This is a genomic window from Blastococcus sp. CT_GayMR16 (genome assembly GCF_004570875.1).
GTDB lineage: Bacteria > Actinomycetota > Actinomycetes > Mycobacteriales > Geodermatophilaceae > Blastococcus_B.
Genome location: NZ_SPQK01000008.1, coordinates 112430 through 134495, shown reverse-complemented (window position 1 = coordinate 134495; position 22066 = coordinate 112430). Strand labels below are relative to the sequence as shown.

The following is a 22066-nucleotide window of genomic DNA, read 5'->3' as shown; positions in this document are numbered from 1 at the left end:
CGGGCGATCTAGTTATGGGACTCGAAGAGAAGCTGCCCAGCGGCGTGCTGCTGACCAGCGTGGAGAAGCTGGTCAACTGGACGCGGAAGTCGTCCCTGTGGCCGGCGACCTTCGGCCTGGCCTGCTGCGCGATCGAGATGATGGCGTCGGGCGCCGGCCGCTACGACCTCGCCCGCTTCGGCATGGAGGTCTTCCGCGCTTCGCCGCGGCAGGCCGACCTGATGATCGTGGCCGGTCGGGTGAGCCAGAAGATGGCCCCGGTCCTGCGCCAGATCTACGACCAGATGCCCGAGCCGCGGTGGGTGCTCGCGATGGGCGTCTGCGCCAGCTCCGGCGGCATGTTCAACAACTACGCGATCGTCCAGGGCGTCGACCACATCGTCCCGGTGGACATGTACCTGCCTGGCTGCCCGCCGCGGCCGGAGATGCTCATGGACGCGATCCTCAAGCTGCACCACAAGATCCAGAACGAGCCGCTCGGTGCCAAGCGCGCCCGCCAGCTGGCCCGCGCCGAGGCCGACGGGACGGCGAAGGACCTGCACGTCGAGATGCCGTCGACGATCCGGGTGAACAAGGCCGACCGCCGGGCCTACGAGGAGGCGGCCGCCGAGGGGCGCACCGGTCAGTTCCTCATCGAGCAGCGCGGCGGCAACGCCGTCCTGCTGCCGGGGGAGCGGGGTGGACGGCGATGAGCAACGCGAACATGACGGGGGAGCGAGCATCGCAGGGAGATGCCGGGAGCCGACAGGAAGTGAGCATCGCAGCGAGCGCCAGCGAGCGAGGAGCGGAGCGACCGCGGAGGCGACCGATGTTCTCGACCGAGGAGCGGAACGAGCCCGGAGTGGAGCAATGAGCAACGACGGCGGCGAGGTCGTCCCCTCCCGCGAAGAGGCGGGCTACGACGCGGCCACGGCCCCCAGCGGTGGCTTCCGCAAGGGCTCCTTCGGCGTCACCGGCAGCGGCGACACCTCCGGCTTCGGTGGTCTCGTCCGAGTCGAGCCCGGCGGCGCGGTCGCGCTGCACTCCACCGACCGGCCCTTCGGCGGCTACTTCGACGAGGTCACCGACGCGCTGATCGAGGCGGTCGGGCAGGCCACGTACGACGCGGCGGTGCAGCGCGTCCTGGTCGACCGGGGCGAGATCACCTACTTCGTCGCCCGCGAGCACCTGCTGGTGCTGGTGCAGGCGCTCCGCGACGACGACGCCCTGCGCTTCGAGCTGTGCAGCAGCGTCTCCGGCGTGGACTACCTCGACAGCGGCGGCCCGGCGGCGACGCCGGACCGGCCGCGACTGCACGTCGTCTACCACCTGACGTCGATGACCTACCGCCGCCGGATCCGCCTCGAGGTCGCCGTCACGGCCGAGGACGCGCACGTGCCGTCGGTCGTCGGCATCTACCCGACCGCTGACTGGCACGAGCGCGAGACCTGGGACATGTTCGGGATCGTCTTCGACGGCCACCCGGCGCTGACCCGCATCCTCATGCCCGACGACTGGGACGGGCACCCGCAGCGCAAGGACTACCCGTTGGGCGGCGTCCCCGTGGAGTACCACGACGCGACGATTCCTCCGCCCGATACGCGACGGAGCTACCGATGAGCACCACCTACAACCCGGCTGATCCCTACGCCGGCTCGCGGGAGACCACCGAGGGCCGCGTCTACACCGTCACCGGCGGCGACTGGGACCTCACCTTCGCCGACCCGCACGGCGAGGAACGGCTCGTCGTCAACATGGGGCCGCAGCACCCCTCGACGCACGGCGTCCTCCGGCTGATCCTCGACCTCGAGGGCGAGACGGTGACGAAGGCCCGGGTCACCATCGGCTACCTGCACACCGGCATCGAGAAGAACACCGAGTACCGCAACTGGACGCAGGGCACGACCTTCGTGACCCGCATGGACTACCTGGCCCCGCTGTACAACGAGGCCGGCTACTGCATGGCCGTCGAGAAGCTGCTCGGGGTGGAGATCCCGCAGCGCGCCGCGACGATCCGCGTGCTCGTCATGGAGATCAACCGGATCGCCTCCCACCTGGTCGGGCTGGCGACCGGCGGCATGGAGCTCGGCGCGCTCACCGCCATGACCAACGGCTTCCGCGAGCGGGAGATGTGCCTCGACCTGCTCGAGGAGATCACCGGCCTGCGGATGAACCACGCCTACATCCGCCCCGGCGGCCTGGCGCAGGACCTCCCCGAGGGCGCGGTCGAGTCCATCCGCGAGTTCCTGAAGATCATGCCGAAGCGGATCGCGGACTACCACCGCATGCTCACCGGCCAGCCGATCTGGCAGCGGCGCCTGAAGGACGTCGGCTACCTTGACGTCACCGGCTGCCTCGCCCTCGGCGTCACCGGCCCCATCCTGCGGGCCGCCGGCCTGCCCTGGGACATGCGCAAGACCGAGCCCTACCTCGGGTACGAGACCTACGACTTCGAGGTGCCGACCGCGGACACCGCGGACGCCTGGGGCCGCTACCTGGTCCGCATGGCCGAGATCGGCGAATCGTTGAAGCTGATCGAGCAGGCACTCGACCGGCTCGAGCCCGGCCCGGTGATGGTCGAGGACCGCAAGATCGCCTGGCCCGCGCAGCTCTCGCTCGGCGCCGACGGCATGGGCAACTCCCTCGACCACGTCCGGCACATCATGGGCCAGTCGATGGAGGCCCTGATCCACCACTTCAAGCTGGTCACCGAGGGCTTCCGGGTGCCGGCCGGCCAGGTCTACGTGCCGATCGAGTCCCCCCGCGGGGAGCTCGGCTACCACGTGGTCAGCGACGGCAGCACCCGCCCGTGGCGCGTGCACGTGCGCGACCCAAGTTTCGTGAACCTGCAGGCCACGGCCGCGATGAGCGAGGGGGGCATGATCGCCGACGTCATCGCCGCGGTCGCCTCGATCGACCCCGTCATGGGGGGAGTGGACCGGTAATGAGCGAGCTTGCGAGCTCATCGATGAGCAGAGCAGTGCCACGAACGGCTTCGACGAGCGCCAGCGAGGAGACGTCGTGAGTGCCCTTCCCGGATCCCCCGAGGGGACGGCGGTGACCGGGCTCGACTCGAGCCCGGTGGAGCCCGCTCCGCTCGACCTCCCCCCGCTGACCGAGCAGACCCGGCTCGAGGCACGCGAGATCATGGCCCGCTACCCGGTGGCCCGCTCGGCGCTGCTGCCGATGCTGCACCTGGTCCAGTCGGTGCAGGGCTACGTCTCGCCCGAGGGCGTCACCCTCTGCGCGGAGGAGCTCGGCCTGACCAAGGCCGAGGTCGGCGCGGTCGCGACGTTCTACACGATGTACAAGCGCCGTCCGACCGGCCGGCACCTGGTCAGCGTCTGCACGAACACGCTGTGCAGCGTGCTCGGCGGCCAGCGGATCATGGACGCGCTCAGCGCCGACCTCGGCGTGCACCACGACGAGACCACCGCCGACGGCTCGATCACCCTCGAGCACGCCGAATGCCTGGCCGCCTGCGACTACGCGCCGGTGGTCACCGTCGACTACGAGTTCTACGACCAGCAGGACGTCGAGAGCGCACGTGTTCTGGTCGAGGCCCTGCGCCGCGGCGAGAAGCCCATGCCTGACCGCGGTGCGCCGCTGACCGACTTCAAGGGCATCTCCCGGCAGCTGGCCGGCTTCTCCCAGTACGGGAACGACGACGCCGCCGCACGGGCCGCCATCGACGCGCCCGGTGCGCTCGGCCCCACCCTCGTCGGCCTGCGGCTGGCCGAGGAGCGCGGGGAGTCGGCCCCGCCGATGCCCCGGCCGGCCACTCCCTCGGCGGCCGCCGACGAACCCCGGGAGACCGTCCGCCCCTCCGGGCGGACGGGCGAGACTCCTGGCCGCGAGGCCGCCGACGCGCGGGTCGCCGCCGCCGACACCCCTGCGGAGAAGGCCGGCGCGGCCGCCAGTCACCCCGACGCACCCGAGCCCGCCGGACGGCGACTGCCCGACGGCCGCGAAGGCACCGACACACCTGCGGGGACCGAGCCGGGCACGTCCGGTCAGGGTCCCGGAAAGGCCTGACCGATGCCCCTCACTCCTGTCCTCACCACGCGGTGGGGCGCCGAGAAGTCCTGGCGGCTCGAGAGCTACGAGCGCCTCGAGGGCTATGCGGCCCTGCGGACGGCGCTGTCGATGACGCCGGAGCAGCTCGTCACGCTCGTCAAGGACTCCGGGCTGCGCGGCCGCGGCGGCGCCGGCTTCCCGACGGGCATGAAGTGGAGCTTCATCCCACAGCCCAAGCCGGGGGAGACCCCGACCGGTCCCGCGGCGATGCCCAAGTACCTCGTCGTCAACGCCGACGAGGGCGAGCCGGGCACCTGCAAGGACCTGCCGTTGATGATGGCCGACCCGCACTCCCTCATCGAGGGCGTGATCATCTCGGCGTTCGCCATCCGCTCGCACTTCGCCGTCATCTACGTCCGCGGCGAGGCCGTGCACGCCCACCGCCGCCTGGTCGCCGCCGTCGAGGAGGCCTACGCCGCCGGTTACCTCGGCAGCGACATCCTCGGCACGGGCTACGACCTCGAGCTCGTGGTGCACGCCGGTGCGGGCGCCTACATCTGCGGTGAGGAGACGGCGCTGCTGGACTCCCTCGAGGGTTACCGGGGTCAGCCGCGGCTCAAGCCGCCGTTCCCCGCCGTCGCCGGTCTGTACGGGGCCCCGACCGTCATCAACAACGTGGAGACCCTGGCCAGCGTGCCGTTCGTCGTCCGCGGCGGCGCCGACTGGTTCAAGGAGTTCGGCCCGGAGAAGTCGCCCGGCCCGAAGATCTACTCGCTGTCCGGTCGCGTCGTCCGCCCGGGTCAGTACGAGGCCCCCATGGGGACGACGATGCGCGAGCTGCTCGAGATGGCCGGCGGCGTCCGCCCCGGCCACGAGCTGAAGTTCTGGACGCCGGGCGGCTCCTCGACGCCGTACTTCACTCACGAGCACCTCGACGTCCCGCTCGACTTCGACTCGGTCGCGGCCGCGGGATCGATGCTCGGCACGACCGCACTGATGGTGTTCGACGAGACCGACTCGATCGTCGAGGCCACCCTGCGGTTCACCGAGTTCTACGCGCACGAGAGCTGCGGCAAGTGCACCCCGTGCCGCGAGGGCACCTACTGGCTGGTCCAGATCCTCGAGCGCCTCGTGCACGGCAGGGGCACCGCGCAGGACCTCGACCTCCTGCTCGACACCTGCGACAACATCCTCGGCCGCTCGTTCTGCGCGCTGGGTGACGGCGCGACGAGCTGCATCGCCAGCTCGCTGAAGTACTTCAAGGACGACTACGTCGCCCTGCTGCCCCCGGAGGAGCAGGCCCGGCTGGGCCGCACCCTACGCATCGAGCCCGTCGGAGTTGCCTCGTGACGTTGACGACCCCCGGCCCGGCGCCCGCGGTCCCGCCCGGTACCCCTGGGCCGCACACCCCGCCGGACGCGGTCCGCTGCACCATCGACGGCTTCGAGGTCGCCGTTCCCAAGGGGACGCTGATCATCCGGGCCGCCGAGCAGATCGGCGTCCAGATCCCGCGCTTCTGTGACCACCCGCTGCTCGAGCCCGTGGGCGCGTGCCGGCAGTGCCTGGTCGAGGTGGAGGGCCAGCGCAAGCCGGTCGCCTCCTGCACCATGCCGGTCACCGAGGGCATGGAGATCAAGACCCAGCTCACCAGCGAGGTGGCCGACAAGTCCCAGCAGGGCACGATGGAGCTGCTGCTGATCAACCACCCGCTCGACTGCCCGGTCTGCGACAAGGGCGGCGAGTGCCCGCTGCAGAACCAGGCGATGAGCAACGGCCGTACCGAGACCCGGTTCGTCGACGTCAAGCGGACCTATCCCAAGCCGCTGCCGATCAGCAGCGAGATCCTGCTCGACCGCGAGCGCTGCGTGCTCTGCGCCCGCTGCACCCGGTTCTCCCAGCAGGTGGCCGGCGACCCGTTCATCGAGCTCTTCGAGCGCGGCGCGCTGGAGCAGGTCGCGATCTACGAGGACGAGCCGTTCGAGTCCTACTTCTCCGGCAACACCACGCAGATCTGCCCGGTGGGGGCGCTCACCAGCGCGCAGTACCGCTTCCGCGCCCGCCCGTTCGACCTCCGCAGCGAGCCGAGCGTCTGCGAGCACTGCGCGTCCGGCTGCGCCCAGCGGACCGACTACCGCCGCGGCAAGATCACCCGCCGGCTCGCCGGTGAGGACCCCGCGGTCAACGAGGAGTGGAACTGCGACAAGGGCCGCTTCGCGTTCCGCTACGTCAACGCGAACGCGCGGCTGACGACGCCGCTGGTCCGCCGGGACGGCGAGCTGCAGCCGGCGTCCTGGCCGGAGGCGTGGGCCGCCGCGGCGGCCGGGCTGCTCGCCGCGCGTGAGCAGGGTGGCGTCGGAGTTCTCCCCGGCGGCCGGCTGACCGTCGAGGACGCCTACGCCTACGCCAAGTTCGCCCGCGTGGCGCTCGGCACCAACGACGTCGACGCCCGCGCCCGCGCGCACTCGGCCGAGGAGCTCGCGTTCCTCGGCGCCGTCGTCGCCGGCACCGCACCGGGCGCCGGTGGGGTCACCTACGACGAGCTGGCCGAGGCGCCGGCGGTGCTCCTGGCCGGCTTCGAGCCGGAGGAGGAGTCGCCGATCGTCTTCCTGCGGCTGCGCAAGGCGGTCCGTACCCGCAAGCTCCCGGTCTTCGACCTGGCCCCGTTCGCCACCCGCGCCGCGGAGAAGCTCTCGGCCACCGTCCTCACCACCCTGCCCGGCGCCGAGGCGCAGTCCCTGCGGGCTCTCGCCGAGGGCAGCTGGGGTGGACCGGCCATCGAGGCGCTGCGCGCCCCGGGGGCCGTCGTCCTCGCCGGTGAGCGGCTCGCCGAGGTTCCGGGAGCCTTCTCCGCGCTCGTGGCCCTCGCCCGCGCCACCGGTGCCCGCGTCGCCTGGATCCCGCGACGGGCGGGGGAGCGCGGGGCCGTCGAGGCCGGCGCGCTGCCGACCCTGCTCCCCGGTGGACGGGCCGTCGCGGACGCCACCGCGCGCGCCGAGGTCGCCGCCCTCTGGGGGGCCGAGCTGCCGGCCGCACCGGGGCGCGACATCACCGGCATCCTCGCCGCCGCCCGGGACGGGCAGCTCGGCGGACTGCTGGTCGGTGGGGTCGACCCCTACGACCTGCCGGACCCGGCGCTGGCCGAGGCCGCCCTTGCCGGCACCGGCTTCATCGTCAGCCTGGAGATGTTCCCCTCGGCCGTGACCGAGTGGGCCGACGTCGTCCTGCCGGTCGCCGCCGCACCGGAGAAGGCGGGCACCTACCTGGACTGGGAGGGCCGCTCCCGCACGTTCGACGCGACGCTGCACGGCACCGGGCAGCTGCCCGACGGCCGGGTGCTCCAGGGGATTGCTGACGCCATGGTCGAGATGGGTAGTGGCATGGCAGACCTGCGGCTGCCCACCCCCGAGGCGGCCCGCGCCGAGCTCGCCGCACTCGGCACGTCCCGCCGGACGGGTGAGGGTGCCGGCCTCGACGTCCGCCCGCCCGCCGCCCCGGAGCTGACCGACGGTCAGGCCGTGCTCGCCTCCTGGCGGCAGCTGATCGACGCCGGGACGCTCCAGCGGGACGAGCCGGAGCTCGCCGCCACGGCCCGCCAGTCGGTGGTGCGGATCGGTCCCGGGACTGCCGGTGCCCTCGGCGTCGCCGACGGGGAACGGGTCACGGTGAGCGGGGCGACCGGCTCGGTGAACCTGCCCGTCCGGATCACGCCGATGCCCGACCGGGTCGTCTGGCTGCCGATGAGGTCCCCGGGCAGCGAGATCCGCGCCGACCTGGGCTCGGGTCCCGGTGGCGTGGTCCGGCTCGCCCGTACGACCGACACCGCGGGGGAGCTCCGATGATGCTGCTGGCCACCCGCGACCAGCCGACGCTCGAGGACTTCGGTTCCGACGTCTGGTGGATCGTGCTCATCAAGATCGTCGGCATCTTCGCCGTGCTGGTCTTCATGACGCTGTTCGCGATCGTGTTCGAGCGCAAGGTCGTCGCCCGGATGCAGCAGCGGATCGGCCCCAACCGGGTCGGCCCCCGCGGCTACCTGCAGAGCCTGGCCGACGGCCTGAAGCTGGCGTTCAAGGAAGACATCATGCCGGCGCTGGCCGACAAGCCGGTCTACTTCCTGGCGCCGGTCATCGCCACGATCCCGGCCTTCCTCGCCTTCTCCGTGATCCCGCTGGGCCCGTCGGTCAGCATCTTCGGCCAGGTCACCCCGCTGCAGCTCACCGATGCCCCCATCGGTGTCCTCATCGTCCTGGCCTGCTCGGCAATGGGCGTCTACGGCATCGTGCTGGCCGGCTGGGCCTCGGGCTCGACCTATCCGCTGCTCGGCGGCCTGCGCAGCGCGGCCCAGATGGTCAGCTACGAGATCGCGATGGGGCTGTCGATCGTCGCGGTCTTCCTCTACGCCGGCTCGATGTCGACCTCGGAGATCGTCGCCGGGCAGGCCGACGGCAACCAGCTGTCGTTCTTCGGCTGGGAGTTCACCGGCCCGAGCTGGAACGCCATCCTGCTGCCGGTCTCCTTCATCATCTACGTGATCGCGGTGGTCGGTGAGACCAACCGGGCGCCCTTCGACCTCCCCGAGGCCGAGAGCGAGCTCGTGGGTGGCTTCCACACCGAGTACTCGTCGCTGAAGTTCGCGCTCTTCTTCCTCGCCGAGTACGTCAACATGGTCACCGTCTCGGCGCTGGCCGCGACGCTGTTCCTCGGCGGCTGGCGGGCTCCCTGGCCGATCTCGATCTGGGACGGCGCCAACACCGGCTGGTGGCCGCTGCTCTGGTTCTTCCTCAAGGTCGTCATCGCGCTGTTCGTCTTCATCTGGCTGCGCGGCACGCTGCCCCGGCTGCGGTACGACCAGTTCATGCGGTTCGGCTGGAAGGTCCTCGTCCCGACCGCGCTGCTGTGGATCCTCGTCGTCGCCACCATGCGCACCGTGTCCCGGGAGGCGGATCTCTCCACCGGTGAGGTGGCCCTCTACGTCGGCGTCCCGGCCGCCATCGTGGTGCTGGCCGGCCTGCTCCTCGCCAGCCGGTCGGCGAACCGGGACACCCGGCTGATGGCCGAGCAGGCCAGCGCGGGGGAGATCCACGCGACCGATCCGGAGCCCGACGTCCTGCCGCCGGCCGGACCGCGGCGCCGTGCGACCGGTGCGCCCAAGCGGGCCGAGGGCGGTTTCCCCGTCCCGCCGATGGACCTGCGCGTGCCGCCGTCCCCACGGATCCGGCGCCAGCCGGTCGCCAGCGACGGGGCGACCGTCGTGAGCACCGGACGACGCGGCTCCACGACGATGAAGGAGGACGGCGATGTCTGACCGCACACCCGCCCGGCGATCGGGCGGCGACGTCGAGCGCTCGTCGGGACGCCCGAGCACCCGACCGGCGGTGCGGGACAGCCTGCTGGCCGCCCCGGCCCAGGGCTTCGGCGTCACCTTCGCGCAGATGTTCCGCAAGGTGACCACCGAGCAGTACCCGTTCGAGCCGAAGGTGACCAAGCCGCGCTACCACGGGCGGCACGTGCTCAACCGGCACCCGGACGGCCTGGAGAAGTGCGTCGGCTGCGAGCTCTGCGCCTGGGCGTGCCCGGCCGACGCCATCTACGTCGAGGGCGGCGACAACACCGACGAGGCGCGCTTCTCGCCCGGTGAGCGGTACGGCGCCGTCTACCAGATCAACTATCTGCGCTGCATCTTCTGCGGGCTGTGCATCGAGGCCTGCCCGACCCGCTCCCTGACGATGAGCAACGACTTCGAGCTGGCCGACGACAACCGCCAGGACCTGATCTACACCAAGGAGCAGCTCATGGCTCCGCTGCTGCCGGGCATGGAGCAGCCGCCGCACCCCATGCGTCTCGGCGACGACGAGAAAGACTACTACCTGCGGGTGCCGGGATCGTCGCCGAACGAGCCGGTCGCCGGGGAGCGGGTATGACGCAGACCCTCGGCGGTGGCGAGACCGTCGTCTTCTGGGTGCTCGGGCCGATCGCGCTGGCCGGTGCGCTCGGCATGGTGCTGAGCCGCAACGCCGTCCACTCGGCGCTCTGGCTGGTCAACACCATGCTGGCGTTCGGCGTCTTCTACGTCGTCCAGGAGGCGCCGTTCCTCGGCGCGGTGCAGATCATCGTCTACACCGGCGCGATCATGATCCTCTTCCTGTTCGTGCTGATGCTCGTCGGCCGCGACTCCTCGGACTCGGTCGTGGAGACGCTGCGCGGGCAGCGGGTCGCCGCGATCATCCTGGGCGTCGGCTTCGCGGGCCTCGTGGGTGCGGGCATCGCCCGGGCCACCCAGGACCTGCCGACGGACGGTCTCGACGGCGACACCGGCGGCACGGGCAACATCCCGGCGATCGCCGAGCTGCTGTTCACCAAGTACCTGCTGGCCTTCGAGGTCACCAGCGCTCTGCTGATCACCGCCGCGGTGGGTGCGATGGTGCTCGCCCACATCGAGCGGGAGCCCGGCAGCCGGCGCAGTCAGAAGGAACTGTCGCGGGCCCGCTTCCTCACCGACCGGCAGGGGACCCTGCCCGGCCCGGGTGTCTTCGCGCGGGCCAACTCCGTTGCCGTCCCGGCGATCCTGCCCGACGGGCGGGTGGCCGAGGACTCGCTCGCCACCGGCCTCGAACCCCAGGAGCCCGACCAGATGCCGCGACCCACCGGCCGGGAGCAGCTCGGCAGTCCGGACGCCGCCCTCGGCACGCTGGACCCGGCGCCGCTGGACGGGGGAGACCGATGACCCTCTCCTGGTACCTGGTGCTCGCCGCGATCCTCTTCACGATCGGCGCCGTCGGGGTCCTCGTCCGCCGCAACGCCATCGTCGTGTTCATGTGCGTGGAGCTGATGCTCAACTCGGTGAACCTGACGCTGGTCACCTTCGCCCGCGCGAACGGCACCGTCGACGGTCAGATCATGGCGTTCTTCGTCATGGTCGTCGCCGCCGCGGAAGTCGTCGTCGGTCTCGCGATCATCATGTCGATCTACCGGACCCGCCGGTCCGCCTCGGTCGACGACGCCAACCTGCTGAAGTACTGACGGGGACGGAATGGACACGCTGCCCGCCGAGGGCCTGCTCGCTTCGTCCTGGCTGCTGATCGCGCTGCCGCTCGCCGGTGCCGCGGTGCTGCTGCTGGGTGGTCGTCGCACCGACCGCTGGGGCCATCTGCTCGGGACGGCGACCGTCGTCGCGTCCTTCGTGCTCGGCCTGCTCTGCACGTTCCAGCTGGCCGGGCTGGAGGAGAAGTCGGCCGGCGTCGACCTCTTCACGTTCATCTCCGCCGGCGACCTCGACGTGCGGGCCGGGCTGCTCTACGACCCGCTGTCGGCGATGTTCGTGCTGCTGATCACCGGCGTCGGCTCGCTGATCCACATCTACTCGATCGGCTACATGGCGCACGACCCCGGTCGCCGCCGATTCTTCGCCTACCTGAACCTGTTCATCGCGGCGATGCTGCTGCTCGTCCTCGGCAACAGCTTCGTGGCCCTCTACGTGGGCTGGGAGGGCGTCGGTCTCGCGTCCTACCTGCTGATCGCGTTCTGGTACACCCGCCCCGCGGCGGCCACGGCAGCGAAGAAGGCCTTCATCATGAACCGGGTCGGCGACGTCGGCCTGGCCCTGGCGATCTTCCTGATGTTCAGCCAGCTCGGGACGACGTCCTACGAGGGCGTGTTCGGCGGGGTCGGCACGCTGGCCGGTGGCACGATCACCGCCCTCGGGCTGCTGCTCCTGCTGGGCGCGTGCGGCAAGTCCGGCCAGTTCCCGCTGCAGGCATGGCTCCCCGACGCCATGGAGGGCCCGACCCCGGTCTCGGCCCTCATCCACGCCGCGACCATGGTCACGGCCGGGGTCTACCTGATCGCGCGCTCGGCACCGATCTACGACCTGACGGAGACGGCCCGGACGGTCGTCATGCTGATCGGCGCGCTCACCCTGCTGATCGGTGCGATCGCCGGCTGCGCCTACGACGACATCAAGAAGGTGCTGGCCTACTCGACGGTCAGCCAGATCGGCTACATGTTCCTGGCCGTCGGGCTCGGACCGGTCGGCTACGTCGCGGGCCTCGCCCACCTGCTCGCGCACGGCTTCTTCAAGGCCGGGCTGTTCCTCGGCGCGGGCTCGGTCATGCACGCCATGGACGACCAGGTCGACATGCGCCGCTTCGGCGGGCTCTGGAAGAAGCTGCCGGTCACCTTCGTCACCTTCGGCCTCGGCTACCTCGCGCTGATCGGCTTCCCCTTCCTGTCGGGGTACTTCACGAAGGACGCGATCATCGAGGCCACGTTCGACCGTGGCGACACCCTCGGGTACGCGACCGGCGGGATCGCCGTCCTCGCCGCCGGGCTCACCGCCTTCTACATGACCCGGCTGATGTTCATGACCTTCTTCGGCCGCGCGCGGTGGGAGGACGGCGTGCACCCGCACGAGTCGCCGTCGGTCATGACGGTGCCCATGATCGTGCTCGCGATCGGGTCGGTGTTCTCCGGTGCCCTGCTGGTGTCGTTCTTCCCCCTGTCGGACTGGCTCGAGCCGGTCTTCGGCGAGCCGGAGGAGGCCGAGCACGTGATCGCGCCGCTCACGATCGGCATCGCCCTGACCGTCGTCATGCTGATCGGGGTGTTCCTCGCCTGGCTGTTCGTCGGCCGCCGCGAGGTGCCGGTGACCGCCCCCGTGCGCGTCTCCCCGGTGACCCGCGCCGCCCGCAAGGCGCTCTACGCCGACACGATCAACGAGTCGCTGTTCATGCGCCCCGGCCAGTGGCTGACCCGGGCGCTGGTCTTCTTCGACAACCGTGGCGTGGACGGCGCCGTGAACGGTCTCGCGGCGACTCTCGGCGGGTCCTCCTCGCGCCTGGGTCGCGCGCAGACGGGCTTCGTGCGCACCTACGCCCTCGGGATGCTCGGCGGCGCCGTGCTGGTCGCGGGTGCACTGCTGGCGGTGACGGCGGGATGAGCCGGCTCCTGACCTTCCGAGAGGGACCCCGATCGTGAGCTGCCGAGCCGAAGCTTGCGGAGGCGCGCAATGAACTCTTTCCCGTTCCTGCTGGTGATGATCGCGCTGCCGGCCGTCGGTGCCGCGGTCGTCGCCGCGCTGCCCCGCGGGCGCGACCTGCTCGCCAAGCAGCTGTCCCTCGGCATCAGCCTCGTGGTGCTGCTGCTCGCCGTCCTCGCGACCGTGGCGTTCGACACCGGCGGTGACCGGTTCCAGCTCACGACCGAGTTCGCCTGGATCCCGGACTTCGGGGTGCAGATCGCCCTGGGCGTCGACGGCATCGCGCTGGTGATGCTGCTGCTCATCGGCGTGCTGGTGCCGGTAGTCGTCGGCGCCTCGTGGCGCGACGAGTTCCCGGGCCGGTCGATGAAGGCCTACTTCGCCTGGCTGATGCTGCTCGAGGCGATGATGGTCGGCGTCTTCGCCTCGACCGACATCTTCCTGTTCTACGTCTTCTTCGAGGCGATGCTCGTCCCGATGTACTTCATCATCGGGAGCTTCGGCGGCCCGCGCCGGCAGTACGCCGCGGTGAAGTTCTTCCTCTACAGCCTGGTCGGCGGCCTGATCATGCTGGCCGCCGTCATCGGTCTGTACGTGGTGAGCGCCAGCCAGCTCGGCGAGGGCACGTTCGCCTTCGACGCGCTGCGCCAGCTCGAGATCACCCCCGGCGTGCAGAAGCTGCTCTTCCTCGGCTTCTTCGTCGCGTTCGCGATCAAGGCGCCGCTCGTGCCGTTCCACACCTGGCTTCCCGACTCCGGTTCCGAGGCCCCCATCGGCGGTGCGGTGCTGCTGGTCGGCGTCCTGGACAAGGTCGGCACGTTCGGCTTCCTGCGCTACTGCCTGCCGCTGTTCCCCGACGCCTCGCGGTACTTCGCGCCGTACGTGCTGGTCCTCGCCGTCGCCGGCATCCTGTACGCCGCCCTGCTGGCGATGGGGCAGAGCGACATGAAGCGGCTGGTGTCCTACACGTCGATCTCCCACTTCGGCTTCATCGCCCTGGGCATCTTCGCGTTCACGACCGAGGCCGCCACCGGTGCGGTGCTCTACATGGTCAACCACGGCATCGCGACCGGCCTGCTGTTCGTCGTCGTCGGCATGCTCATCGCCCGCGGGGGGTCGCGGCAGATCCGCGACTACGGCGGGGTGGCGGCGAAGGCGCCGATCCTGGCCGGCGTCTTCCTGCTGGCGGGCCTCGCGTCGCTGGCGCTGCCGGGCACCAACAGCTTCGTCAGCGAGTTCCTCGTGCTGATCGGCTCGTTCCCGTCGCAGCCGGTCTTCACCATCATCGCGACCGTGGGCATCATCCTGGCCGCCCTCTACATCCTGCTGATGTACCAGCGCACGATGCAGGGCCCGCCGGCGGGCGTGCTCATGGTCGAGGACGACGACGAGCCCGTCCCCTCCGACGGCGGCTCCACCGCCGTCCTGACGGCGCCGCGCCGCACCCTCCGGGTGCTCGACCTCGACCGTCGTGAGCTGTCGGTCGTGGCGCCCCTCGTCGCCCTGATCATCGTGCTGGGCGTCTACCCGCAGCCGCTGCTGAACTTGATCGAACCGGCCGTCAGCGCCACCATGAGCGACCTCGGAGGGTCCGACCGATGATCGAGGCGCCCGACCTCTCCCTCGCCGCGCTCACACCGCTGCTGTTCATCTTCGGCGCGGCCTGCGTCGGCGTCCTCGTGGAGGCGTTCGCGCCCCGCGAGGCACGGCACCCCGTCCAGGTCGCCCTCGCGCTGGTGGGCACCCTCGGGGCGCTGGTCTCCACGCTGCTGCTCGCGGGCAGCCGCGAGGTCACCGCGGGTGGCGCGCTGGCCGTCGACGGCGCGGGGCTCTTCCTGCAGGCGACGATCGCCGGCCTCGGTGCCCTGGCGATCCTGCTGTTCGCCGAGCGGTCCCTGGACCCGGCCCGGTCGTCGTTCGTCACCTCTGCCGCAGTCCCGGCCGGGAGCCCGCGCGACCGGGAGCTGCTGACCTCGGAGCGGGTCCAGACCGAGGTCTACCCGCTGGCCACGTTCGCCATCGGCGGCATGATGCTGTTCGTCGCGTCGAACGACCTGCTGATCATGTTCGTCGCGCTCGAGGTGCTCAGCCTGCCGCTGTACCTGATCAGCGGCCTGGCCCGCCGTCGCCGGCTGCTGTCCCAGGAGGCGGCGGTGAAGTACTTCCTCCTGGGTGCCTTCGCCTCGGCGTTCTTCCTCTACGGCCTGGCCCTGGTCTACGGCGCCACCGGCAGCATCCGGCTCAGCGACATTCGCGCCGCCGCGGTCGAGGACGGCGGCGACGTGCTGCTCGTCCTGGGCCTGGCCCTGCTGATCGTCGGCCTGCTGTTCAAGGCCAGCGTGGCGCCGTTCCACACCTGGACGCCGGACGTCTACCAGGGCGCCCCGACGCCAGTGACGGCGTTCATGGCGGCCTGCACGAAGGTCGCCGCGTTCGGCGCGATCCTGCGCCTGCTCTACGTCGCCTTCGGCACCAGCGAGTGGACGTGGCGACCGCTCATCTACGGCGTCGCGATCGTCTCGATGATCGTCGGCGCGATCCTCGGCCTGACCCAGACCGACCTCAAGCGGATGCTCGCCTACTCCTCGATCGCGCACGCCGGTTTCCTCCTCACCGGCGTCATCGGTCTCGGCAGCAGCGGCGACGGCTCCGGCCTGGCAGCGACGATGTTCTACCTGCTGACCTACGGCCTGACGACGCTCGGCGCGTTCGCGGTCCTGACCCTCGTGCGGGACGGCGACGGCGAGGCGAGCCATCTGTCGCAGTGGGCGGGGCTGGCGTCACGGTCGCCACTGACGGCCGCGGTCATGAGCCTCTTCCTGCTGGCGCTGGCCGGCATCCCGCTCACGGCCGGGTTCACCGGGAAGTTCGCGGTGTTCCGGGCGGCCATCGAGAGCGGCGCCTGGCCGCTGGCGCTGGTCGCGCTGCTGGCCAGCGCGGTGGCAGCGTTCTTCTACCTGCGGGTCATCGTGCTCATGTACTTCTCGCCGCCGGCTGCCGACGGTCCGACCGTCGGCGTGCCCGGCCTCCCGACGACGATCGTCCTCGCGATCACCGCCACGGCCACCCTGGCGCTCGGCATCGTGCCCGGGTCGGTGCTCGACCTCGCCGAGCGGGCGGCTATCTTCGTCGGTTGATGACCGGAGCCCGTGCCGCAGTCGAGGGCACTTCCACCGAGGTCTGGCACCGGGGCTCCACGCCGGCGTCGACCATCGGCCCCTGGCTCCCCGAGGGAGCACTGGGTGCCTCGCTGGCCGAGGGCCTGATCCGCGTCGAGTCGGCGCTGACCACGGCCGTCGGCAGCGAGCACCCCTTCGTACGCGAGGCCGCCGGCCACCTGATGTCCGCGGGGGGCAAGCGCTTCCGGCCGATGCTCGCGCTGCTGGCCGCCCAGCTGGGGAATCCGCAGGCCCCGGAGGTGATCCGCGCGGCCGTCGTCTGCGAGCTGACCCACCTGGCGACGCTGTACCACGACGACGTCATGGACGAGGCGGTCGTGCGGCGCGGCGCTCCCAGCGCCAACAGCCGCTGGACGAACAGCATCGCGATCCTGACCGGCGACCTGCTCTTCGCCCGGGCGTCGGACCTCCTGGCCGACCTCGGCCCGGACGCCGTACGGATCCAGGCACAGACGTTCGAGCGGCTGGTCACCGGTCAGATCAAGGAGACCGTCGGCGCCCAGCCCGGCGACGACCCCATCGCCCACTACCTCGACGTCCTGGCCGACAAGACCGGCTCGCTGGTGGCGACCTCCGCCCGCTTCGGCGCGAGCTTCGCCGGGGTCGAGGAGACCCTCGTGCAGGCACTCACCGCCTTCGGCGAGGAGGTCGGGGTGGCCTTCCAGATCTCCGACGACCTGCTCGACATCGTCAGCCAGGACGGCGCCTCCGGAAAGCTGCCCGGCACCGACCTGCGCGAAGGCATCGCGACCCTGCCCGCGCTGTTCGCGCTCGCGGGGAACGACCCGGCCGAGGCGCGGCTGCGGGAGCTCGTGGCCGCTCCCATCAGTGACGACGCCGACCACGCGGAGGCGCTCACCCTGCTGCGCTCGTCGCGCTCCCTGGCCCGCGCCAACGAGGTGCTGGCCCAGTACGCCGACCGCGCCCGCGTCCGGCTCGACGAGATTCCCGCGGGCGACGTCCGCGACGCGCTCTCGGCGCTGTGCGACTACGTGGTCACCCGCACCAGTTAGAGAGAGGACCAGCATGCCCCCCACCCCTCGCAGGCTCGCGGTGGGTGCCTGCATGGTGGCCGCACTGCTGGCCGGGTGCTCGGCGGCGCCCGAGGAGGACGCCGGCGAGGAGCCGGCCGTCACCGCCTCCCCGTCGGGCGCACCGGCGCTCGAGGTCGTCGTCGTCGCCGACGGGCTCGACCACGCCTGGGACGTCGCGCAGGCGCCCGACGGCACGCTGCTCGTCGACGAACGGGCCGGCGGGTTCACCGCCGTCCTGCCCGACGGCACGGTCCAGGAGGTGGAGGCCGACTTCGGGGACCTCTTCGCCCAGGGTGAGACCGGCCTGATGGGCCTGGTGCTCGACCCCGCCTTCGACGACAACCGGCGGTTCTACAGCTGCCAGGGCATCAGTGCGGGATCGAGCCCGTCGATCGCGGTCGTCGGCTGGACGGTCTCCGACGACTGGCGCACGGCCACCCGCGTAGCGGATCCGCTGATCGGCGGGATCCCGGTGAATCCGGGCTCCGGCCGGCACGGCGGCTGCCGGCTGCGGTTCAGCCCCGACGGCGCGCTGCTGATCGGGACGGGCGACAACGCCGTCGGCAGCAATCCGCAGGACCGCACGACGTGGGCGGGCAAGGTGCTGCTCGCCGACCCCGCGACCGGCGAGGTGGCTGTGTGGACGTATGGGCACCGCAATGTCCAGGGCCTCGCCGTCCGGCCGGGCACGGGCCAGGTCTTCTCCGTCAAGCAGGGCTCGAGCCGGGACGACGAGGTGAACCTCCTGCGGCCCGGGGGCAACTACGGCTGGAACCCCGACGGCGCCGACGGTGGCTACGACGAGAGCGTCCCGATGACCGATCCCGGGATCGCCGGAGCCATCCCGGCCGTCTGGTCCTCCGGGGCGCAGACGATCGCCACCAGCGGGGGCACGTTCCTCGACGGCGAGGACTGGGGGGCCTACGACGGCCTCATGCTGCTCGGCGTCCTCAAGGGGCAGGGCGTGCTCGCCCTGCGGCTGGACGACGACGGCGCGCTCCAGGAGCAGTTCCGGCTGCCGGAGCTCGAGGGCGCGTACGGCCGCATCCGGACCGTCCAGCAGGGCACGGACGGCGCCTTGTACGTGACCACCGACAACGGCGGCGACGGCGACAAGCTGCTCCGCGTCACGCCCCGCTAGCCGAGTACTCGCCGCACCTCGTCCGCTACGGACGGGCTCAGCAGCGGCGCCCACTCGGCGGTCAACCGGCGGATGAAGTCGCTGTGCTGCGCCAGGAACTCGGGGGCGTGCTCGGCGATGTCGAGTTCGTTCACGATGCTCAGGTCGGCGAAGTCCCGGAGATCCTCGGCGTCGAGCGCCTCGCACGCGCCGGTGAACCGGTCCCAGACCTGGCGGGTCTCGGCCAGGCCGTGCCACGTCCTCGACCGGTCGCAGGCGCCGTAGCGGTAGACCAGCCGCTCGACGTCCTCGCCGGCGATGTCGGCCAGGAGCGGGCGCTCATCGAGAGTCAGGAGTGCCACGTCGAAGCCGTCGGTGCCGTAGACGGCGTGCGCCCGACCGGCCAGTTGCAGGCGCCGCGACGCCCCCAGGTCCGCGAGCTTGTGCTGCACCCGCTCCAGGTGGGCGCACAGCGTTCCGCCCGGGTGGTCGATCGCTTCCGCGCCGCGAGCGCGCAGCAGTTCAGCGACCCGGTCGGCGTCCGTCACGAGGCTCTCAGCCCCCCACCACCCAGTTGTCGTTGCCGTTGAGCAGGGCCGCGAGGTCGGCCGGTTCCTCGGTGCTGGCGACGTCGAGCTGCTCGGCCATCATCGCGTCGTAGGTCGGCTTCCGGATCGACCGGAAGACGCCCATCGGGGTGTAGCGGAGATCCTGGGAGGACAGCCGCGACAGCGCGAAGGCGTAGGCCGGGTTCTCCCGGTGCGCGTCGTGGACGACGATCTCGCCGGCGTCGACCTGGTTGGTCTCGCCGATCCGCAGCCCGCCGAAGTCGTCGCGCACCACGCACGAGGCGCCGTCGGGACCGAAGACCAGGGGCTTGCCGTGCTCGAGCGGGATCGACCACTGGGTGCCGGTGGCCGGGTCCTTCAGCAGCTCGAAGGCACCGTCGTTGAAGATGTTGCAGTTCTGGTAGATCTCCACCAGCGAGGTGCCCTTGTGCTCCGCGGCCTGCCGCAGCACGTCGGTGAGGCCCTTGCGGTCGGAGTCCATGGCCCGTCCGACGAACGTGGCGTCGGCGCCGAGCGCCAGCGACAGCGGGTTGAACGGGTGGTCCAGCGAGCCCATCGGCGTGGACTTGGTGACCTTGCCGATCTCGGACGTCGGCGAGTACTGGCCCTTGGTGAGGCCGTAGATCCGGTTGTTGAACAGCAGGATCGTCAGGTTCACGTTGCGGCGGAGCGCATGGATCAGGTGGTTGCCGCCGATGGAGAGCGCATCGCCGTCCCCGGTGACGACCCAGACCGACAGGTCGGGACGGGACGTGGCCAGCCCGGTGGCGATCGCCGGGGCGCGACCGTGGATGGAGTGCATCCCGTAGGTGTTCATGTAGTACGGGAAGCGCGAGGAGCACCCGATGCCGGACACGATGACCATGTCCTCGCGGGCGATGCCGAGGCTGGGCAGGAAGCTCTGGACGGCGTTGAGGATGACGTAGTCACCGCAGCCGGGGCACCAGCGCACCTCCTGGTCGGTCTTGAAGTCCTTGGCCTTGAGCTCGGTCTGCTTGGCGCCGTTCGCCTCGATCGACCGCGCGATCGCGGCGTCGATCGGGCTGGGGCCCTCGGGCATGCCGAGGTCGTGCACATGTGGAGAGGTCGCAGTCACAGCAGTTCTCCGTTCGCGGGGGCGCTGACCGAGGTCTCGGGGGTGCCGGCCCGGTCGATGACCTCTTGGATGACCGCGGCGAGCTCGGCGGCCCGGAAGGGCAGCCCGCGCACCTGGGTGTGGCTCTCGACGTCGACGAGGTACTTCGCGCGCAGCAGCATGGACAGCTGGCCGAGGTTCATCTCCGGGCAGACCACCCGGTCGTAGCGCCGCAGGATCTCGCCGAGGTCGTTGGGCATCGGGTTCAGGTGGCGCAGGTGGATCTGCGCGATGGAGCGGCCCGACCGGCGGACCCGCCGGCAGGCGGCACCGATGGGCCCGTAGGTCGACCCCCAGCCGATGACGGCGACGGTCGCGTCGCCCTCCGGGTCGTCGACCTCGGTGGGCGGCAGGCTGTTGGCGATCCCGTCGATCTTCGCCTGGCGCGTGCGGGTCATGAAGTCGTGGTTGGCCGGGTCGTAGGAGATGTTCCCCGTCCGGTCCGCCTTCTCCAGCCCGCCGATGCGGTGCTGCAGCCCGGCGGTTCCCGGGACGGCCCAGGGGCGGGCGAGGGTCTCCGGATCGCGCAGGTAGGGCAGGAACATGCCCTCTTCGCCGTCCTCGGCCCGTCCGTTGGGCTCGCTGGCGAACTCCACCCGCAGGTCGGGCAGGTCGTCGACGTTCGGCACGGCCCAGGGCTCGGCGCCGTTGGCCAGGTAGCCGTCGGACAGCAGGATCACCGGTGTCCGGTAGGTGAGCGCGATGCGGGTGGCCTCCAGGGCTGCGTCGAAGCAGTCACCGGGGGAGCGCGGGGCGATCACCGGGACCGGCGCTTCGCCGTTGCGGCCGAACAGGGCCTGCAGGAGGTCCGACTGCTCGGTCTTGGTCGGCAGGCCCGTGGAGGGGCCACCGCGCTGGACGTCGACGATGACCAGGGGCAGCTCGGTCATGACGGCGAGGCCGATCGTCTCGGCCTTGAGCGCGACGCCCGGCCCGGACGTCGTCGTCACCCCGAGGGCACCCCCGAAAGCGGCGCCGAGTGCGGCGCCGATGCCGGCGATCTCGTCCTCGGCCTGGAAGGTCCGGACGTTGAACGACTTGTGCTTGGACAGCTCGTGCAGGATGTCCGACGCCGGCGTGATCGGGTACGCGCCGAGGAAGAGCGGCAGGCCCGAGCGCTGACCGGCGGCCACGAGCCCGAGGGCGAGCGCCTGGTTGCCCGAGATGTTGCGGTAGCGGCCCGGTGCCATCGGCGCCGGCTTGATCTCGTAGGAGACCGCGAACGCCTCGGTCGTCTCGCCGTAGTTGTAGCCGGCCCGGAAGGCGGCGATGTTCGCCGCGGCGATCTCGGGCTTGCGGCGGAACTGCCGCTCCAGGAAGCGGATCGTGCCCTCGGTGGGACGGTGGTACATCCACGACAGCAGGCCGAGCGTGAACATGTTCTTGCTCCGCTCGGCCTCCTTCTTGCCGAGTCCGGAGTCCTTGAGCGCGTCGGTCGTCATGCTCGTGAGCGGCACGGAGACCAGCTGCCAGCCCTCGAGCGAGCCGTCCTCGAGCGGATTGGTCGCATAGCCGACCTTCGCGAGGTTCCGGGGGCTGAACTCGTCGGAGTCGGCGATCAGCAGTCCACCGCCGGGCAGGTCGGAGATGTTCGCCTTGAGCGCTGCCGGGTTCATCACGACCAGGACGTCGGGGGCGTCACCCGGCGTCATGATGTCGTGGTCGGCGAAGTGCAGCTGGAAGGAGCTGACGCCCGGCAGCGTCCCCGTTGGCGCTCGGATCTCGGCGGGGAAGTTGGGCAGCGTCGAGAGGTCGTTGCCGAAGCTGGCCGTCTCGCTGGTGAACCGGTTGCCCGTCAGCTGCATGCCGTCGCCGGAGTCACCGGCCAGCCGGATGACGACGCGGTCGAGCTCGACGACGCTCTTCACGAGGCCGCCGGGGGCGGAGCTGGGCGGGGTGATGCCAGTCATCAGTGGTGTACCTCCACCGGCCGAGGTTACGTGCGTGTGTCCGCGGCCGGGATGTGGATCCGGACACGATGATCTGCACACGCCAGCAACCTGCGGTGCTCGTGCGTCATTCCGAGGGGGGAGCGGCGCCGCTCCGGGAGGGAACGGCG

At 71.2% G+C, this 22066-nt stretch carries 17 protein-coding genes and 1 pseudogene; 15 read left to right on the top strand and 3 right to left on the bottom strand.

Annotated features, from left to right (window positions below; genetic code table 11):
- Window positions 1-14: 14 nt before the first annotated feature.
- The 15 genes and pseudogenes from E4P38_RS11390 to E4P38_RS11320 all read left to right on the top strand — a co-directional run.
- A pseudogene (locus E4P38_RS11390) lies at window positions 15-470 on the top strand (NADH-quinone oxidoreductase subunit B family protein); the annotation flags it as partial.
- Window positions 471-849: 379 nt separating this feature from the next.
- Window positions 850-1599, top strand: coding sequence for an NADH-quinone oxidoreductase subunit C (locus E4P38_RS11385; protein ID WP_135131922.1), 750 nt, complete (start codon window positions 850-852; stop codon window positions 1597-1599).
- Window positions 1596-2924, top strand: a complete 1329-nt coding sequence (locus tag E4P38_RS11380) for an NADH-quinone oxidoreductase subunit D (RefSeq protein WP_135131921.1) — start codon at window positions 1596-1598, stop codon at window positions 2922-2924. Before E4P38_RS11385 ends, E4P38_RS11380 begins: the two co-directional genes overlap by 4 nt.
- A 76-nt stretch (window positions 2925-3000) precedes the next feature.
- A complete protein-coding gene (gene nuoE / locus E4P38_RS11375; RefSeq protein WP_135131920.1) occupies window positions 3001-4014 on the top strand; it encodes an NADH-quinone oxidoreductase subunit NuoE in 1014 nt (337 codons plus the stop codon).
- 3 nt (window positions 4015-4017) lie between these two features.
- Window positions 4018-5346, top strand: a complete 1329-nt coding sequence (gene nuoF, locus E4P38_RS11370) for an NADH-quinone oxidoreductase subunit NuoF (RefSeq protein ID WP_135131919.1) — start codon at window positions 4018-4020, stop codon at window positions 5344-5346.
- Window positions 5343-7835, top strand: coding sequence for an NADH-quinone oxidoreductase subunit G (locus tag E4P38_RS11365; RefSeq protein WP_245160951.1), 2493 nt, complete (start codon window positions 5343-5345; stop codon window positions 7833-7835). Before nuoF ends, E4P38_RS11365 begins: the two co-directional genes overlap by 4 nt.
- A complete protein-coding gene (gene nuoH / locus E4P38_RS11360; protein WP_135131918.1) occupies window positions 7832-9301 on the top strand; it encodes an NADH-quinone oxidoreductase subunit NuoH in 1470 nt (489 codons plus the stop codon). Before E4P38_RS11365 ends, nuoH begins: the two co-directional genes overlap by 4 nt.
- A complete protein-coding gene (gene nuoI, locus E4P38_RS11355) occupies window positions 9294-9917 on the top strand; it encodes an NADH-quinone oxidoreductase subunit NuoI (RefSeq protein WP_135131917.1) in 624 nt (207 codons plus the stop codon). Before nuoH ends, nuoI begins: the two co-directional genes overlap by 8 nt.
- Window positions 9914-10720, top strand: coding sequence for an NADH-quinone oxidoreductase subunit J (locus E4P38_RS11350; RefSeq protein ID WP_135131916.1), 807 nt, complete (start codon window positions 9914-9916; stop codon window positions 10718-10720). Before nuoI ends, E4P38_RS11350 begins: the two co-directional genes overlap by 4 nt.
- On the top strand, window positions 10717-11016 hold the full coding sequence (gene nuoK, locus E4P38_RS11345; RefSeq protein WP_135131915.1) for an NADH-quinone oxidoreductase subunit NuoK: 300 nt from the start codon (window positions 10717-10719) through the stop codon (window positions 11014-11016). Before E4P38_RS11350 ends, nuoK begins: the two co-directional genes overlap by 4 nt.
- 10 nt (window positions 11017-11026) lie before the next feature.
- Entirely contained in the window at window positions 11027-12931 is a 1905-nt protein-coding gene (nuoL, locus tag E4P38_RS11340; RefSeq protein WP_209309059.1) for an NADH-quinone oxidoreductase subunit L, read from the top strand.
- Window positions 12932-13000: 69 nt separating this feature from the next.
- Window positions 13001-14572, top strand: coding sequence for an NADH-quinone oxidoreductase subunit M (locus E4P38_RS11335; RefSeq protein ID WP_135131914.1), 1572 nt, complete (start codon window positions 13001-13003; stop codon window positions 14570-14572).
- Window positions 14569-16107 carry an NADH-quinone oxidoreductase subunit NuoN gene (gene nuoN, locus E4P38_RS11330; protein WP_135131913.1) on the top strand — a complete coding sequence of 513 codons (1539 nt, stop codon included), beginning with the start codon at window positions 14569-14571 and terminating at the stop codon, window positions 16105-16107. The genes E4P38_RS11335 and nuoN overlap by 4 nt, the downstream gene beginning before the upstream one ends.
- Window positions 16107-17162, top strand: coding sequence for a polyprenyl synthetase family protein (locus tag E4P38_RS11325; protein WP_135131912.1), 1056 nt, complete (start codon window positions 16107-16109; stop codon window positions 17160-17162). The genes nuoN and E4P38_RS11325 overlap by 1 nt, the downstream gene beginning before the upstream one ends.
- Window positions 17163-17175: 13 nt before the next feature.
- Window positions 17176-18324, top strand: coding sequence for a PQQ-dependent sugar dehydrogenase (locus E4P38_RS11320; protein ID WP_135131911.1), 1149 nt, complete (start codon window positions 17176-17178; stop codon window positions 18322-18324).
- Here E4P38_RS11320 and E4P38_RS11315 read toward each other — a convergent pair.
- The 3 genes from E4P38_RS11315 to E4P38_RS11305 are packed head-to-tail and all read right to left on the bottom strand — an operon-like array spanning window position 18321 to window position 21917.
- Entirely contained in the window at window positions 18321-18851 is a 531-nt protein-coding gene (locus tag E4P38_RS11315) for a DUF6817 domain-containing protein (protein ID WP_135131910.1), read from the bottom strand. The two genes, E4P38_RS11320 and E4P38_RS11315, sit on opposite strands and share 4 nt — an antisense overlap.
- A 7-nt stretch (window positions 18852-18858) precedes the next feature.
- Window positions 18859-19968, bottom strand: a complete 1110-nt coding sequence (locus tag E4P38_RS11310) for a 2-oxoacid:ferredoxin oxidoreductase subunit beta (protein ID WP_245160950.1) — start codon at window positions 19966-19968, stop codon at window positions 18859-18861.
- Window positions 19965-21917 carry a 2-oxoacid:acceptor oxidoreductase subunit alpha gene (locus tag E4P38_RS11305; RefSeq protein ID WP_135131909.1) on the bottom strand — a complete coding sequence of 651 codons (1953 nt, stop codon included), beginning with the start codon at window positions 21915-21917 and terminating at the stop codon, window positions 19965-19967. Before E4P38_RS11305 ends, E4P38_RS11310 begins: the two co-directional genes overlap by 4 nt.
- Window positions 21918-22066 lie beyond the last annotated feature (149 nt).